Source organism: Actinomyces viscosus, from assembly GCF_900637975.1.
Classification (GTDB): Bacteria; Actinomycetota; Actinomycetes; order Actinomycetales; family Actinomycetaceae; genus Actinomyces; species Actinomyces viscosus.
This window is the reverse complement of the sequence record NZ_LR134477.1, coordinates 1,008,137-1,022,926: the sequence shown is the minus strand read 5'-3', so window position 1 is coordinate 1,022,926 and position 14,790 is coordinate 1,008,137. Positions and strand designations below refer to the sequence as shown.

Here is a 14,790-nt window from a genome sequence, read left to right as displayed (position 1 = left end):
TCGGGCTCAGGCGATACCTGCCCGACGACGTAGCTCGCTGTCCTTCTGCCGTATCCACAGTCTGCCGACGACAACGGTGCCGGCTGCCGCAGCGATGACGGCCAGGATGAAGGCTGAATTGAACATCACCGCAGAGGATTCTGCTTCTTCTGAAGAGATACGGGCTGTGAACATTGCCTGCGCGCGCATGACAGCGACGGCAAACGCGAGACCGGCGACAAGGATCTCGACCGCGAACATGGTCGCCACGAGGTTCCAGTAGCGTTCACGCCGGCGAGCGTCGCACCAGGTGGGGAGGGAGGGGACATCAACGTCCTCCCAGGTGATGGTGCGAGGCTCCGTACCTCCGGGCATCGTGTCTGGATAGGAAATGATCAGGCGATCACATCCTTTCAACGACACGGAGACGAATATGCCAAAGAAGCCAGTGCAGAAGATCAGGGGGATGAACGTGGGTTGTCCTGCGTTGATGGTCAGTACGCAGACTAAGACTCCGACAGCCAAGGGTATCGACGCAAAGATCGTCATACCGACGAGTGTCCGGCGGCCACGTCTCATGGACCTGGAGACGTCATAGGCATCGGGCCAGAGCGGTCCCATACGGCCGTCGCGAGTCACTCCTCGGGCACTTGAGGACCCGTGTGGGTGGGTAATGAGGTCGCGGCGCAACCCCGCCTCAACATCCAAAGGCCGTGAGGATCCGGGATCCTGGCCGGTCAGTCGAGTGAGAGTCTGACGCAGCAACCCCCACTGCTCCTCGGCCACGAACTTCGGGGTGCGCAGCGCCCACGCGGCTCGAACGCCGAAGACTGCAATTGAGATTGACATGACAATGAAAATTAGAGGACCAACTAAAAGGACTCCGTTGATGAAGGCGAATATAGTGCCTGGTGCTGATGGTAAATCAGAGTTTGTAAGGGAGGTGGAGAAATATATCCCGAATGCAGTGAGTAGCACTCCAGTAACGGCCCGCAGAAGCCACGTCAGTGCATCCCTATTGATCTGGCGGGAAAGGGTCGCCGTACCTGGATCGTAGGCCGCAATCGCGCTCTCTATGGTTTGACGAACCTGCTGTTCGTCCGCAGCGTCGGCTGGAACCGTGAGACGCTCCTTCACCAGGGCGAGCGCCGTTGGTAATCCCAACCCGGACTCATAGATCGGAATACGGCGCTGGTAGCGGATGCGACCGGAGGAAATGCCACTGCTTGTACTGCGAGTGCTTTCCACACGAGCAGGAACCCTCTGCTCGACCGTGATGACGTCGCCGCGCCTGCGCACCCGCACCGTGGGCAGCATCCAGCGGGGGATCGCGGGGCCGTGGCGTCGGCTCTCAGACGCCGGAGCGGTAGTCATGCAGGCTCTTCTCCTCAGGATCCTCAGGGGTGTTGCCCTCGAGCATAGGCCCATGAACTGACCTGGGAGGCGATTTTCAGGTGCCACCAGGAGCGGGGAAGGAGGAGGCGTTAGTATCGCCTCCCATGGATCCCTTTGAGATGACCGTTCCCGCAGATACGGATGCCGATCTGCCCGCTCTCGTCCTGTCGGTGCCGACCGGGGAGGACATCGACCGCATCGCGGAGATCTGCCAGGAGGCCGACATCCAGGAGTGGACCTTCGTTCCTCGCGGCTACCAGCGCAGTGACGCGCAGTTCTTCGTCGAGCAGAACGTCGCCGGCGGCTGGAGCGAGGGTTGTGAGCTGACCTGGGCGGTGCGTGAAGCCGGTGATGACGGCACGTCCACGAAGCTCGTGGGAATGCTGAGCGTCACCCTGAGTGGGCCGGAACGCACTCGGACCGGAGAGATCGGATACTGGCTCACCGGTGCCGCGCGAGGACGCGGCACTATGACCCGCGCCGTCGCCGCCCTCATCGATAGGGCCTTCGACCCGGATGGTCCCCTGAGGCTGTCCGCACTGAGGTGGCGCTGCGACATCCACGACTCAAGCGACGGCCCGGTGCCCAACTGGGCCTCCTGGAAGGTTGTCTGGTCCCTCGGCTTCCAGAGGGAGGGGCGGGTGCGCCGTCTGCTGCATAATGATGGCCGGCTCCGAGACGGATGGATCGCCACCCTGCTTCCCGGGGATTCGCGCGAACCGCAGGCGCCCTGGGACGGCCCTGTTGACGCCGGCGGCGCCGTGCCCCTCGTGGCGCACGACGGCGTCGGAGAACGCGAGGGGGATGATCCTGAGGCTCTCGTGCGCCGGTTCCACCACGTCTACGGACTGCCCGTCCAGACCGACGGAGCCAGCCTCGAGCGGGAGAGCCTGAGCATGCGCATGAGCCTCATCGCCGAGGAGTTCGCCGAGCTTGTCGGCGCCGTCTACGGGCAGGCGGCGCGCTCAGAGGTCGAGTCGGGCTACCGCAGTGCGGTCGCTGCCGATGATGGCGCTCGTGACACCGTCGAGGCCGCCGACGCCCTGGCGGACCTCGTCTACGTCATCTACGGCATGGCCCTGGAGACCGGGATCGACCTGGCAGCCGTGCTCACCGAGGTGCAGCGCTCCAACATGTCCAAGCTGGGGGCCGACGGCAGGCCGGTCTACCGCGAGGACGGCAAGGTCCTTAAAGGTCCTGGCTACTTCGCGCCCGATGTGGTCGAGGTGCTGCGGCACCGACGCCTGCGCTGAAAAGTGTGAATCACCACGGCCGTAACTTCACTATACGTATAGTAAAGTTACGGCTGTGACTCGTACACCCGGACTTCGTGCCTGGGCGGCTCTGGCCGTCCTGACCCTTGCCGTGACCCTGCTGGCCATCGACTCCACGGTGCTGGCTCTGGCAATCCCCTCGCTGAGCGCAGACCTGCGCCCCACCGCCAGTCAGCTGCTGTGGATCGGCGACATCTACTCCTTCACCCTGGCGGGCCTGTTGGTGACCATGGGCAACGTCGCCGACCGCATCGGTCGTCGACGCCTTCTGCTCATCGGGACCTTCAGCTTCGGCGCAGCCAGCGTCATGGCGGCCTTTGCGCCGAGCGCGGGAGCGCTCATTGCCGCCCGCGCCCTGCTGGGCGTCGGCGGCGCCACGATCATGCCCTCCACCCTCTCCCTCATCCGCAATATCTTCCCCGACGCGCGTCAACGCACCACCGCCATCGCGATCTGGTCGGCCGGCAGCTCCGGTGGTACCGCCCTGGGGCCCCTGGTCGGCGGCGCCCTGCTCGAGCACTTCTGGTGGGGCAGCGTCTTCCTCATCAACGTTCCCGTCATGGCCGCCGTCATCATCGCCGGGCTGTGGCTCCTGCCCGAGTCGAAGAACAACCAGGCAGGCCCGGTCGACCTGCTCTCCGCGATGCTGTCGGTGCTGGCCATTGTTCCCATCGTCTACGCAGTCAAGTCCTTCGCACACGATGGCTTGACGGGTACTGCCGTAGCAGCCCTGCTCGCGGGGCTCTTCGCCGGGTGGCTGTTCATCCGGCGCCAGCGCACCCTGTCTACGCCGCTTATCGACGTCGAGCTCTTCAAACGCCCCGCCTTCACCTGGGCGATCGTGGCCACCGTTCTGGCGATCTTCGCGCTCGCCGGTCTGCTGTACTTCTTCTCCCAGTACCTCCAGCTCGTCCGGGGCTACTCCACGCTCCAGGCGGGGCTGACCGAGCTCCCCACCTCGCTGGCCTCCATCGCCGTCGTCGCCGTCGTGGCCGCGGTCGTGCGCCGCCTCGGCAACGGGCGAGCCCTCGGGGGTGGACTGATGACGGCCGCAGTAGGCCTGATCGTCGTCGCCGTGGGGGAGTCCTTCGGTGGGATCGTCGTGATCTGCCTCGGGCTGCTCGTCATCGGCGCCGGCATCGGCCTGGCCTTCACGGTCTCCACCGGGGCGGTCCTGGGATCCGTGCCGGCTGACCGGGCAGGAGCAGCCTCCGCCATCTCCGAGACCGGGCTCGAGCTTGGCGTCGCCCTGGGGATCGCGGTACTCGGTACCACCCAGGACGTCGGTTACCGGATCCTGCTCGGGCAGGCCCCTGCAGGTCTTCCCGATCAGGTGGCCGACGCCGCCGAGCAGTCCCTGGCGACCCTATCCGGTGTCATCGACCGGACCGATCCCTTACAGGTCCAGCTGCTGGCGCAGGCTCAGACCGCCTTCACCCACGCGATGCAGGCCACAGCCGTCATCGCTGCCGTTATCCTGCTGGCAGCGGGAGTCATGGCCGCGCGCCATGTTCCCGCGACGAGTGAGGTGATGAAGGAGGCTGCGTGAGAAGCTCGAAACGGGACCGCATTATCACCGGAGCGCTCGAGCTCGCTCACCGGGACGGATTCGACGCTCTCACCTTCGAGGCGCTGGCAGAACATGTCGGACTGACCCGCGGCGGAGTCGTCTATCACTTCCGCACCAAGACCGAGCTCCTGGAGGGAATTGCGAGCGCCTTTTTCGAGCGCTGGCGGGACGAGGCATTGGATGCACTGGGAAAGCCGCTGGAGGAGGCGAGTCGCTCAGAGCGGATCGAGGCTCTGACGCGCTCCGTCGTCGACGGCGAGATCCTCCCCGGAGAGATCAGCTTCATGCTCTCGGCCACACCAGAGGCGGAGAGGCTCGAGGAGGCCTGGGACACGCTGCGCCACGAGTGGGTGGGGGACGTCTCAGAGCTCACATCCATGCAACGCGTGGCACTGCTGGCCGTGGACGGCTGGTGGGCCAACCGCGCCGTTGACAGTCGGAGCCAGAACCCCGATCGCCCTGAGATCGCTGACCTCATCGTGTCCCTGGCGGCTGGAAAAGCCCCTGACCAGGCACTCGATGAGGATGCTGACAAGGACCAATGACCCAAGAATGTCTGCTTGTTGTGCTTGAGAAGCCGTGGGCACATGGCACGATGGGCCCATGAGCGAGACCACCGACGGCACCGACCTCCCGGAGTCGAACGTCTTCGCCAGGCCCTGGCCGCTTGACCTGGAGCTTCCCGGCTTCACGGCAGTGGACCACTCCGACATCGAACCGGCCATTCGGGCAGGAATGGCCGCCGAGCGTCAGGAGTGGGAGGCGATCGCCACCAATGAGGCAGAGCCCACGATCGCCAACACCGTTGACGCCCTGGAACGGTCCGGTGAGCTGCTGGAGCGGGCTCTGACGGTTCTGGACGCACTGACCGCCGCCACAGAGTGCCCGGACCTGGATGCGCTCGAGGAGACACTCGCTCCCGATCTGGCGGCGCACTCCGACGCCTACCATCTCGACTCGCGCCTCTATCAGCGGGTCAAGGTTCTTGACGATCTCGTTGCCGCCGCGCCTGATGGCGAGGACGCCTGCGACGCTGACGGCACTGTCATCGATGCTGAGACCGCTCGTCTCATCCGTCTGACCGTTGAGGAGTTCGAACGCAACGGCGTTGGTCTGGACGAGTCGGATGCCGCCGCCCTCAGGGAGATCAACGCCCGCGTCAACGCACTCAAGATGCGTTTCTCCGTCCTGGCCACCGAGGCGATGCACGCCGCCGGGGTCACGAATGTCACGATCCCACCGGCCCTGGCCGCCACCCGACCGCACGGCGCCAGACTCGCCCTCCTGGAGAGGTCCATGAGCAGGGGGCTGGGCGGACAGGAGGACGCCGGCGACACCCGAAGCATCGTCCTTCAGCTCGCGGCGCTGCGCGCCGAGCGAGCCGCACTGCTCGGATACCCGCACCATGCCGCGCTCGTGGCGGCGGAGTCAGCCGCCAGAACCACCGAGGCGGTCTGCGAGATGCTCGCCCGCCTCACGCCGCCCGCCATGGCCAACGCCCGCCGCGACGCCCAGCTCTACGCCGCCCGCATGGAGCGCGATCCCCAGACGCAGGCGGGCGAGACCTTCGGCCCCGCCGACTGGCCCCTCTACGAGGCCGCCGAGCGCAAGGACCGCTTCGGCGTCGACGACGAGGTCCTGGCCCCTTACCTGGAGCTGTGGAGCGTCATCACCAAGGGGGTCTTCTACGCCGCCAACCGTCTCTACGGAATCACCTTCCACGAGCGCGAGGACCTGGCCGAGCACATGTACGCCCCCGGCGTGCGGGTCTGGGAGGTACGTGACGGTGAGGAGCCGGATGCCCCGGTCCTGGGACTCTTCGTCGGCGACTACTACGCCCGAGCCGGCAAGTCCGGGGGCGCCTGGATGGACAGCCTCGTCACCGGTTCGAGGCTCACCGGTCGCAGGCCGGTCGTCATCAACTGCTGCAACATCGAGCAGCCCACCACCGGGCCCGCCCTGCTGACCTGGGACGAGGTCATCACCTGCTTCCACGAGTTCGGGCACGCCCTGCACGCCCTGTTCTCGGAGACCCGCTACCCCTCGGCCTTCGGCACGGCCGTTCCCCGGGACGTCGTCGAGTTCCCCAGTCAGCTCAACGAGAAGTGGGCTCTTCACCCCGAGGTGCTCGCCGGTTACGCCCGCCATGTGGACACTGGCAAGCCCCTGCCGGATGAGCTGGCCGAGCAGCTGCGCGGCCAGGGCACCTTCGGCCAGGGCTACGCCACCACGGAGTACCTGGGGGCCGCCCTGCTCGACCAGGCCTGGCATACCCTCGTCCCCGGGCAGGTCCCAGGAGATGTCGACGAGGTTGAGCGCTTCGAGCACCAGGCTCTGGCCGAGGCCGGGGTCAACGACGCGCTCGTGCCACCGCGCTACCGCACCACCTACTTCTCCCACGTCTTCGCCGGCGGCTACAGCGCCGCCTACTACGCCTACATCTGGAGCGAGGTCATGGACGCCGATGCCATCACGTGGTTCACCACCGACGGCGCGATTGACGGTGACCTCGGCCTGAACCGTACGGCCGGGGAGACCTTCCGGCGCGAGTTCCTCGCCCGCGGCGACTCCCGGGACCCCCTGGACTCCTACCGCGCCTTCACCGGGCGCGACCCCAGCATCCTGCCTCTCCTCAAGCGCCGCGGACTCACCTGACGAGCGCGGCCCGCGTTTTCACCTCTCATCACCGGAAGGAACACAATATGGCTCGCGTCACCATCGTTGGCGGTGGGTACGGCGGCATTACCGTCGCCAAGGCCCTCGACGACGTCGCCGAGGTCACCCTCGTGGAGCAGAAGGACACCTTCGTCAGCCACGCCGCAGCGCTGCGGGCGGCGGTCGACCGGGACTGGGCGGAGAAGATCTTCCTGCCCTACGACCGGCTCCTGACCAACGGACGCGTCGTCCACGGCACGGCGCTGGCCGTTCGGGGTACCACCGTCGAGGTCTCCGGGCACGGACCGATCGAGGCCGACTACCTGGTGCTGGCCACGGGGACCGCCTATCCCTTCCCGGCCAAGCACATGGAGTCCTCCTCCATCATCGCCAAGGCCCGTATCGAGCGGGTCCACGCCAACCTCGAGCAGTGCTCACGAGTGCTCATCGTGGGAGCCGGTGCGGTCGGTATCGAGCTGGCGGGAGAGATCACCTCGGCCTTCCCGAACATCAAGGTGACCATGCTGGAGGCCGCCGACAGGATCCTTCCCGCCGGTGACTACAAGCCGGAGATCCGCGAGGCCATTGCCGACCAGCTCGCCGAGCGCGGAGTGGAGGTCATCACCGGTGACGCCCTCAGCTTCCTGCCCCCGGTCGACGTCGGCGTGCTCTCACCCTTCCGGGTCACGACCCAGGGCGGACGTCCTGTGGAGGCCGACATGTGGTTCCGCGCCTACGGCTCAGCGGCAGCCACCGGATTCCTCAGCGATGACTACGACGAGGTGCGCCACTACGACGGCACGATCCGCGTCGACGAGTATCTTCGAGTGGTGGATCACCCCGGCGTCTGGGCCATCGGCGACATCACCGATGTGCGGGAGTCCAAGCGCGCCGACGCCGCCCGGGCCCACGCCCGAGTCGTCGCCGACAACATCGCCGACATCATCGCGGGCCGGGAGCCCAGCACGACCTACACGCCCGGAACCGAACGGATCATCCTGCCCCTGGGCCCCGACGGCGGCGCCTCCCAGATCCTGCGCGACGGCGTACGCGTTGTCGTCGGACCTGAGGAGACCAGCAGAATCAAGGGGGAGGACCTCTTCCTGGGCTTCATTCGCCAGGAGCTGGGTGTCGGTCAGAACGCGTGATCAGACGCGACGCGACTCTGCGTTGCGGACCACCTGTGCGCCGGGTGGGGGAGAGCCGGTAGTGTGTCCTACATGACGAACGACCCGCGGTCCGCGCTCAACCGACTCATCGCCGCCTTCGAGGCGCACCTGGATGCTGCCGCGACCGGCGATGAGCTCTCCCCGGCCGTGGTCGCGGCCGAGAACGCCCTCCAGGACGCCTTCTTCACCTACGACGACTCACTGTTCACCGCGTACGGCATCGAGCTCCCCTTCGAGGCCTTCGACTCCGATGCTGATGACGAGGATGAGGACGATGACGACTACGACGATGACGGCGAGTACGACGACGATGAGGATGACGACTACGACGATGACGGCGATGATGATGACGAGGACTACGACGACGAGGACTGACTGAGGTCTCCCGACCTTCCAACGCTCAGTGGTGGGGCCCGTGCCAGGCGCACGGGCCCCACTGTTTCGCTGTGGCCGAGTCGTTCTTCAGGGCACCCCGGAGGAGACGATGACCCGGGAGCGCCTCAGTGAGGTCTTCGGCATGGACGTGCCCGTCCACGAGGTCGGCGGGAGGCGTGTCGCCCTGGTGTGGGGCTGAACCTGCGGTACTCCCAGGGTGCCGAGCGGCTCAGAAGCGCTCGGGGTATCCGAGCTGCACCGAGGTGACCTCGTCCAGGGCGTGGCGGATCTGGACCGGGAGCTCCAGATCGTTGGCTGAGAGCACGCCCTGGAGCTGAGCTGGTGTGCGCGCCCCCACGATGGTGGAGGCGATCCCGACGGCGTCGCGGGCCCAGGCCAGCGCGACCTCGGCCGGTTTACGATCCAGGCCCGACGCCGCGGTGGCCACTGCCTCGACGACCCCCCGGTGCGGGTCACCCAGGTAGGGGGACACGTAGGAGCGCAGGTGCGGCGAGGCGGCCCTCGAGTCCGGTGGAATCGTCGCCCGGTACTTGCCCGTGAGGACCCCCCGTCCCAGGGGCGCGTACCCCAGGATCCCGAAGCCCAGGGCCTGGGAGGCCGGCATGAGCTCGCGCTCGATGCCCCGGGAGAGCAGTGAGTGCTCCACCTCGACGGCCGCCAGTCCCGGACCCCGTCCGCCCTCACCGAAGAGGCCGCTGAGCAGATCGTGCATGCGCACCGATGCCCAGGCCGGGTGGTTGGCGATGCCCACGTAGCGGGTGCGCCCCGAGGAGACGGCCAGGCTCAGGGCGTGCGCCGTCTCCTCCAGGGAGGTGGTGGGGTCGGGCACCTGAACCAGCAGCAGATCGAGATGGTCGGTGCCCAGGCGGGCCAGACTGGTGTCGAGCGTGTTCAGCAGGGAGCCGCGGGAGGCGTCGGCCACCGAGGACCGCTCCCCGGTGCGCCAGGTGCGCACCCCGGCCTTGGAGACCAGGACGAGGTCCTGACGGTCCACGTGCTCACGCAGCAGCGCACCGATCACCTCCTCGCTGACGCCTTCGCCGTAGGAGGCGGCGGTGTCCACGAGAGTGCCGCCGGCGTCGAGGAAGATGTCGAGCTGCTCCTTGGCCTCGAGCTCATCGGTGTCCCGGCCCCAGGTCATCGTGCCCAGGCCCACGGAGGACACTCGCAGGCCGGTTCGGCCGAGTCTCCTGTGCTCCATAGGCCTAACCGTAGCGGCTCGGCCTACTTGCGTACGGTGATGGTCCAGGCCGCGTCGCCGGTGCGCTCGAACTCGGTGACGGTGTAGCCGTTGTCGGCGGCCCAGGCCGGCAGGGTCTGGGTCCCCTGGGTGCAGTCGAAGCCGATGACGAGTTCGTCGCCGGGGCTGAGATCCTCCATGGCCTCCTCGGCCTCGATGACGGGGAAGGGGCAGACCTGGCCGGTGGTCTCCAGGACAGTGCGCATGAATCTCTCCTTGGTGTCGGGTGCTGTTGGGGCGGGTCAGACTGCGGCGGGGACGCGGGTGGAGGCGCGCTCGGCGCGACGACGCTGACGGGGGCGGATGAGAAGGAACCAGGCGGCGGCCCCGACTCCCAGGACCTGGAAGACGAGCGCGGTCCAGCCCTGCCACGACAGCAGCGAAGTCTGCACCAGGGCGTTGCCGATCGAGCAGCCACCGGCCCAGGCGGCTCCGATCCCCATAAGGATGCCGCCGACGATGGAGCGCTGGGCACGCGCACGCGGAACTCTCCGGAGGCCTTGGCAGCGATGTAGGAGCCGATGAGGATGCCCAGGACCAGGAGGACGCCCCAGTCGAGCCGCTTGGCCTCTCCGGTGACGATGAGGTTCACCAGGTTCGACGACGGCGTCGTGATCCCGAGCCCGTCCGGGCGCCCCGAGGCCCAGGACGTGGGCCACGCGATGATGGCGACGATCCCCACGAGGAGTCCCGTGACCAGCGGGTTCCACTGCTTCTCCAGCAGTAGGTGAGCCAGGCCCGTGCGCTGTGCGGGCAGCTGGACCTGGGCGGCACGGTTGCGCCCCAGCACGACGAACCGGTGCACCACGACCCCGGTGACCCCGGCCAGGATGACGACACCGACCCAGTCCGGCACCCCGATGGTGGCGGGGATGGTGGTGAGGTTGGTGACCCACAGTCCTTTGACCCATGTGGTTACCCCGGACAGGATCCCCGTCTTGGAGGCGGCCGCCGTGGTCGCATAGGCCACGAGCGCGAACCAGGAGCCGACCAGCCCCTCACCGGCGCGGTAGTAGGTTCCGGTGGCGCAGCCCCCGGCCAGGACAATCCCTATTCCGAAGAGGAAGGATCCGGCCACGGTGGCAACCACGGACAGCCTGGGGATCTCAGGGCTGATGGAGCCGGCACCGGTCAGGACGGCGACGCCGACCGCCTGAACGGCGATGGCCAGCAGGAAGGCGGTGAACCAGCGCCAGGAGCGAGAGACCCACAGGTCACGGAAGGCCCCGGTGATGCAGAAACGGCCTCGCTGAAGGATGAAGCCGAGGGCTGCTCCGACGACGAGCCCGGAAAGAATGGCGGGTGTTGGCACGGTGTGGTCCTTGTCCGGCTGCCGCTTTCAGGTGCAAGCAGCCTGCGTGGGGACCGGTGACGCAGCACAGGTGGAAGAAGATGCAGAGGGGGGGCCACGTCATCCGGTGGGGGAGTGAGGTGGGTGCCTGGCTGGACGTGGCTGTTCGGGCGCCGTCACGGGGCGCCGGGAGCCGGAGAGAACGATCTGTCTGAGACCGCCTCAGAACGTCCGAACCAGGCTGCGCATACACATGCCGGCCCCGCGCAGGGCGGTGCGGGCGGTGCGAGCCTGGGCGACGTTCATGTGCTTCTCCGGTGTGACGTGGTTGGCGACGGTTGTCAACCGCCACGGACTGTAACCGAGGGTGCGCCCCGTAGCAATTCTGGGACGATAGGTGAGATCAGGCGGCAGTGCGGCGGGCGCTCAGGAGACGGGTGACCCCGTCGTCGGGCATCTGCGGCGTCGTGCCCCCGAAGACCGGGCACTGGGCCTGGAAGGCGCACCAGTCGCACAGCCGGGAGCGGCGGGGGCGGAAGGTTCCGGTGCGGGCGCAGTCCTCGACCTCGTCCCACAGGTGGGCCAGGCGGGTCTCGGTTCGCTCCAGCTCGGCCAGGCGCGGGTCGTGGGTCAGAACGCGCCCGTCCTTGAGGTAGACGAGCTGGAGGCGAGCCGGCGCTCGTCCGCGCAGCCGCCACAGGACCAGGGCGTAGAAGCGCATCTGGAACAGCGCCTCCTCCATGAAGCGCGTGCCCGGGCTGCGACCGGTCTTGTAGTCGACCACGCGCATGGCGCCGTCGGGTGCCACGTCCAGGCGATCGACGAAGCCCCGCAGGAGCAGGCCGTCACCGGTCTCGGTCTGGACGAACAGCTCGCGCTCGGCCGGCTCCAGACGCTGCGGGTTCTCCAGGGTGAAGTAGGTGCGGATGAGTCCGCGCGCCTCCTCCAGCCAGGTCTCCACCTGGGTGGAGTCCTCGAACAGGCCCATGACCTCCGGGTTCTTCTCCCTGTGGGACGCCCACTGGCCGGGCAGCAGGTCAAGAGCTGCCGCGGGACGGCGCTCGGAGGCCGGCAGGTCGTAGAGCCGCTCCAGCACGCCGTGAACAACCGTTCCCTTGTGCGTGGCCAGGGAACCGGGTTCGGGGAGACGATCGACTGTCCGCAGACGGAACATGAGCGGGCACTGCATGAAGTCCTTGGCCCGGGACGGGGACAGGGCCGCGCGACGTCCACCACCGGAACTGCGCCCCGGGCCGCCGCCGGCACCCGGCCCGGTGGGCCTGGCGCCGGCCCGAGCAGGCGAGGTGGTGACGGTATGCGGCTCACAGGACATGAGGGTGACGCTACCGTGAGAAGGTGACAGTGTGTCGGAAGTGAGAGGTGACCCGTTCACAGCGTGCGCACTCAACGGCGCACAAGCCGTCTGTGGCCCCCGGGAAGATGCAGCATGCTGCCCCTGACGGCGTTAGGCTCGCGCCCATGCCTGCCTCCACATCGACCGGCGAGTGGGTGATCGCCCGCATCGGTGGCGCCCCTGTCGTCATCTCGCCGACCTCGCTCCTGCTCGGCCTGCTCATCGCCGGCAGCTGGTACCCGCTGGTCTCCAACGCCCTGGGCGCCTTCGGGACCACGACCGTGCTGCTCGTGGTGGTCGCCACGGTCCTGGGCGTCGCCGCCTCGGTCCTCCTGCACGAGCTGGCGCACGGCCTGGCCGGGACCCTCATGGGGAGACGCCCCACCCGCTACGAGCTCTACCTGTGGGGAGGGCGGACCTCCTTCGGGCCGGCACGCGAGTGGACCGCGTGGAAGGACCTGGTCACCTCCCTGTCCGGTCCGGCCACAAACCTGCTCATCTGGCTGATCGGAACGCAGGTGCAGGACTCCGCACGTCTGACGATCCCCATCGCCTTCACGGTGTGGGCCGTGACCCTGGTCAACCTGGCCCTGGCCGTCTTCAACGCTCTGCCGGGTCTGCCCCTCGACGGCGGCTACGCCCTGGCTGCGCTCGTGGTGCAGGTGACCGGTAACCGCCGGCTCGGTCTCAAGGTGGCCGGCTGGGGCGGACTTATCGTGGTCGGCGGAGTCGTGTGGTGGTGGATCCTGCGTCCGCTTCTGCTCGAGGGCCGCCAGCCCGACGCATTCAATCTCATCCTGGTGGTCATGGTCGGGTGGTCGATCGCGGCCTCCAGCTGGCAGGTCCTCGAGCTCGGCGGAGGCGCCCGAGCCGCCTCGAGGCTGGATCTGCGTGAGCTGGCCAGGCCAGTGCACGTCGTCAGACCCGATACGCCCCTGTCCCGGGCACGTGACGCGATTGCCGGCGGGGCCGCCCTCGTTCTGGTGGCTGACGGGACCGAGCTCGTGGGCGCCATCGACGAGTCCTCCCTCAAGGAGCTCGGGATGGATGGCGCGCAGGATCCTGCATCCGGCGTCGACGTGACCGCGGGCCAGGTCTGCACGGTGCTGCCGGCCGCGGCGGTGACCACCGATCTGACCGGGCAGGCGGCTGCCGACGCCATGAAGCGGGCCCGAGAGGTCTCGCGCTGGCTGGTGCTGGTGGACTCAAGGACCCTAAGCGGAGCCGTCCCCACCGGCGCGCGCTGAGGAACATCATCGTAGGAGTGGGAGCTCCAGGTCGTAGGCGAGGACGACGGCGTGAGCCAGCTCGTGCTCCTGCTCCTCGGTGAGAAAACCGATATTGCGGCCGAGGAGTCGTGGCTGGATCGTGAGCACGTTATCGAGCGAGATGGCGCTGGGATGATCCAATCCGTTGACAGCTCCCACCAGCACCTCACTCGACAGGCCCCTGATCGTCGAGGTGATGGGTGCCACCGTTACCTTGGTCATGCTCGCGCGAGCGGTCTGACGAGTCAGGATGACGACGGGGCGCGTCCTTGAGCGACGGCCTCGTCGAGAAAGGAGACAAGGAGGATTATTCATGGGGTGTAGGTGAATATGAGTCCGAGGACTGCGGAGATGGTTTCCGGGAAGGTTTCCGGTGGTCTTCTGTAGCCGGTGTGCAGGACTCTCCAGGTCTTGATGTTGGCGATGACTCGTTCGATCTTGTAGCGGATCTGGTTGACGGTGGTGTTGTAGGTCTTGTCGTCTGGGTGGAGGGGAAGTTTTGCGGGTTTTCTTTTCGGGGTGATCATGCCCAGCCCGATGTACCCCTTGTCGCCGACATGGCGTGGTGGTGGTGTCCCGTCGGGTAGGTCGGTGGCCGGTACGTCGAGCAGGCCGCAGTGGCGCAGGGCCTGGGTGTCGTGGACCCTTCCGTCCTGGGGGTCGGAGATCCAGGCCAGGGTTCCTGACAGGGTGCAGGCCACCTGCACGTTCAGCCCCGTAGTCTTGTGCTTACCGGAGTACAGCTCGGGGTGGTCCTTCCAGGACCAGCACTGAAGCAGGGTGCCGTCGATGATCAGCTGGGCCGTGGGGTCCAGGTCCTCCACCGTCGGTACAGAGGCTTGGAGGGCCTGGGCGATCAGGGGCGTGTAGGTGCTGATGACGCGGGAGACGGTGGCCTGGGAGACGCCGTAGAGCTCGGCGAGCAGCTCCTGGGGCAGGTTGTGGCGCAGGTAGGTCAGGGTCAGTCGCACGCACAGGAACAGCCCCAGCGCCCTCGCCCCGAAGACCGGCAGATCGGGGTTCTCGGCGAAAATGGCCTCGCACAGGCCCACAACCTCACACCGAGGGATTCTCGTGCTACTATTCGTCATGGCGGTTTGCTTCTTGGTTGGATTGGCTTAAGCACCAAAGATTCTCTCAAGAGCAAGCCGCCACCCTGCTTAGCGACACGCTATTACCAACAAAACACCCTAAACACC

The 14,790-nt window shown here is 67.2% G+C and carries 13 protein-coding genes and 1 pseudogene; 7 read left to right on the top strand and 7 right to left on the bottom strand.

All coding sequences use genetic code 11. The features are described from left to right. Window positions 1-6: 6 nt before the first annotated feature. The gene (locus EL340_RS04480) at window positions 7-1,353 is read right to left on the bottom strand and encodes a hypothetical protein (RefSeq protein ID WP_126413621.1); all 1,347 of its coding nucleotides are present in this window, start codon (window positions 1,351-1,353) and stop codon (window positions 7-9) included. Window positions 1,354-1,478: 125 nt separating this feature from the next. Here EL340_RS04480 and EL340_RS04475 point away from each other — a divergent pair, with 125 nt between their 5' ends. The 6 genes from EL340_RS04475 to EL340_RS04450 all read left to right on the top strand — a co-directional run bounded on the left by EL340_RS04475 (window position 1,479) and on the right by EL340_RS04450 (window position 8,417). Beyond that, window positions 1,479-2,627, top strand: a complete 1,149-nt coding sequence (locus tag EL340_RS04475) for a bifunctional GNAT family N-acetyltransferase/nucleoside triphosphate pyrophosphohydrolase family protein (protein ID WP_126413620.1) — start codon at window positions 1,479-1,481, stop codon at window positions 2,625-2,627. Window positions 2,628-2,682: 55 nt separating this feature from the next. After that, window positions 2,683-4,197, top strand: coding sequence for an MFS transporter (locus EL340_RS04470; protein WP_126413619.1), 1,515 nt, complete (start codon window positions 2,683-2,685; stop codon window positions 4,195-4,197). Continuing rightward, complete coding sequence (locus tag EL340_RS04465; protein ID WP_126413618.1) at window positions 4,194-4,763, top strand: TetR/AcrR family transcriptional regulator; 570 nt, start codon at window positions 4,194-4,196, stop codon at window positions 4,761-4,763. The genes EL340_RS04470 and EL340_RS04465 overlap by 4 nt, the downstream gene beginning before the upstream one ends. Window positions 4,764-4,821: 58 nt before the next feature. Next, complete coding sequence (locus EL340_RS04460) at window positions 4,822-6,873, top strand: M3 family metallopeptidase (RefSeq protein WP_126413617.1); 2,052 nt, start codon at window positions 4,822-4,824, stop codon at window positions 6,871-6,873. A 47-nt stretch (window positions 6,874-6,920) separates the two neighbouring features. Beyond that, window positions 6,921-8,021, top strand: a complete 1,101-nt coding sequence (locus EL340_RS04455) for an NAD(P)/FAD-dependent oxidoreductase (protein WP_126413616.1) — start codon at window positions 6,921-6,923, stop codon at window positions 8,019-8,021. A gap of 72 nt (window positions 8,022-8,093) precedes the next feature. Then, window positions 8,094-8,417 (top strand): DNA primase, encoded by a 324-nt coding sequence (locus tag EL340_RS04450; RefSeq protein WP_126413615.1) that lies wholly within the window; start codon window positions 8,094-8,096, stop codon window positions 8,415-8,417. A gap of 229 nt (window positions 8,418-8,646) precedes the next feature. Here the strand turns inward: EL340_RS04450 and EL340_RS04440 are convergent, their stop codons facing one another. From EL340_RS04440 to EL340_RS04425, 4 genes and pseudogenes are all read right to left on the bottom strand, one after another. Next, complete coding sequence (locus tag EL340_RS04440; protein WP_126413614.1) at window positions 8,647-9,639, bottom strand: aldo/keto reductase; 993 nt, start codon at window positions 9,637-9,639, stop codon at window positions 8,647-8,649. A 23-nt stretch (window positions 9,640-9,662) separates the two neighbouring features. Further along, window positions 9,663-9,884 carry a sulfurtransferase TusA family protein gene (locus EL340_RS04435; protein ID WP_126413613.1) on the bottom strand — a complete coding sequence of 74 codons (222 nt, stop codon included), beginning with the start codon at window positions 9,882-9,884 and terminating at the stop codon, window positions 9,663-9,665. A gap of 36 nt (window positions 9,885-9,920) precedes the next feature. Further along, a pseudogene (locus tag EL340_RS04430) lies at window positions 9,921-10,990 on the bottom strand (YeeE/YedE family protein). Window positions 10,991-11,372: 382 nt separating this feature from the next. Beyond that, window positions 11,373-12,302 carry a RecB family exonuclease gene (locus EL340_RS04425; RefSeq protein ID WP_232023216.1) on the bottom strand — a complete coding sequence of 310 codons (930 nt, stop codon included), beginning with the start codon at window positions 12,300-12,302 and terminating at the stop codon, window positions 11,373-11,375. A gap of 146 nt (window positions 12,303-12,448) precedes the next feature. Between EL340_RS04425 and EL340_RS04420 the strand changes: the two genes are divergently transcribed. Further along, complete coding sequence (locus EL340_RS04420; protein WP_164719345.1) at window positions 12,449-13,570, top strand: zinc metalloprotease; 1,122 nt, start codon at window positions 12,449-12,451, stop codon at window positions 13,568-13,570. A 6-nt stretch (window positions 13,571-13,576) separates the two neighbouring features. On the opposite strand, the gene EL340_RS04415 is transcribed toward EL340_RS04420, so the two are convergent. Together EL340_RS04415 and EL340_RS04410 are read right to left on the bottom strand one after the other, a co-directional pair. Then, window positions 13,577-13,906 (bottom strand): type II toxin-antitoxin system PemK/MazF family toxin, encoded by a 330-nt coding sequence (locus EL340_RS04415; protein ID WP_126413611.1) that lies wholly within the window; start codon window positions 13,904-13,906, stop codon window positions 13,577-13,579. Beyond that, window positions 13,903-14,643: a transposase family protein gene (locus EL340_RS04410; protein ID WP_126414785.1), complete on the bottom strand. Its 741-nt coding sequence runs from the start codon at window positions 14,641-14,643 to the stop codon at window positions 13,903-13,905. Before EL340_RS04410 ends, EL340_RS04415 begins: the two co-directional genes overlap by 4 nt. Window positions 14,644-14,790 lie beyond the last annotated feature (147 nt).

Coding starts and splice junctions, on each gene's coding strand:
- EL340_RS04480 (WP_126413621.1), bottom strand. CDS start 1,353: ATGACTACCGCTCCGGCGTCTGAGAGCCGACGCCACGGCCCCGCGATC.
- EL340_RS04475 (WP_126413620.1), top strand. CDS start 1,479: ATGGATCCCTTTGAGATGACCGTTCCCGCAGATACGGATGCCGATCTG.
- EL340_RS04460 (WP_126413617.1), top strand. CDS start 4,822: ATGAGCGAGACCACCGACGGCACCGACCTCCCGGAGTCGAACGTCTTC.
- EL340_RS04455 (WP_126413616.1), top strand. CDS start 6,921: ATGGCTCGCGTCACCATCGTTGGCGGTGGGTACGGCGGCATTACCGTC.
- EL340_RS04450 (WP_126413615.1), top strand. CDS start 8,094: ATGACGAACGACCCGCGGTCCGCGCTCAACCGACTCATCGCCGCCTTC.
- EL340_RS04440 (WP_126413614.1), bottom strand. CDS start 9,639: ATGGAGCACAGGAGACTCGGCCGAACCGGCCTGCGAGTGTCCTCCGTG.
- EL340_RS04435 (WP_126413613.1), bottom strand. CDS start 9,884: ATGCGCACTGTCCTGGAGACCACCGGCCAGGTCTGCCCCTTCCCCGTC.
- EL340_RS04425 (WP_232023216.1), bottom strand. CDS start 12,302: ATGTCCTGTGAGCCGCATACCGTCACCACCTCGCCTGCTCGGGCCGGC.
- EL340_RS04420 (WP_164719345.1), top strand. CDS start 12,449: ATGCCTGCCTCCACATCGACCGGCGAGTGGGTGATCGCCCGCATCGGT.
- EL340_RS04415 (WP_126413611.1), bottom strand. CDS start 13,906: ATGAATAATCCTCCTTGTCTCCTTTCTCGACGAGGCCGTCGCTCAAGG.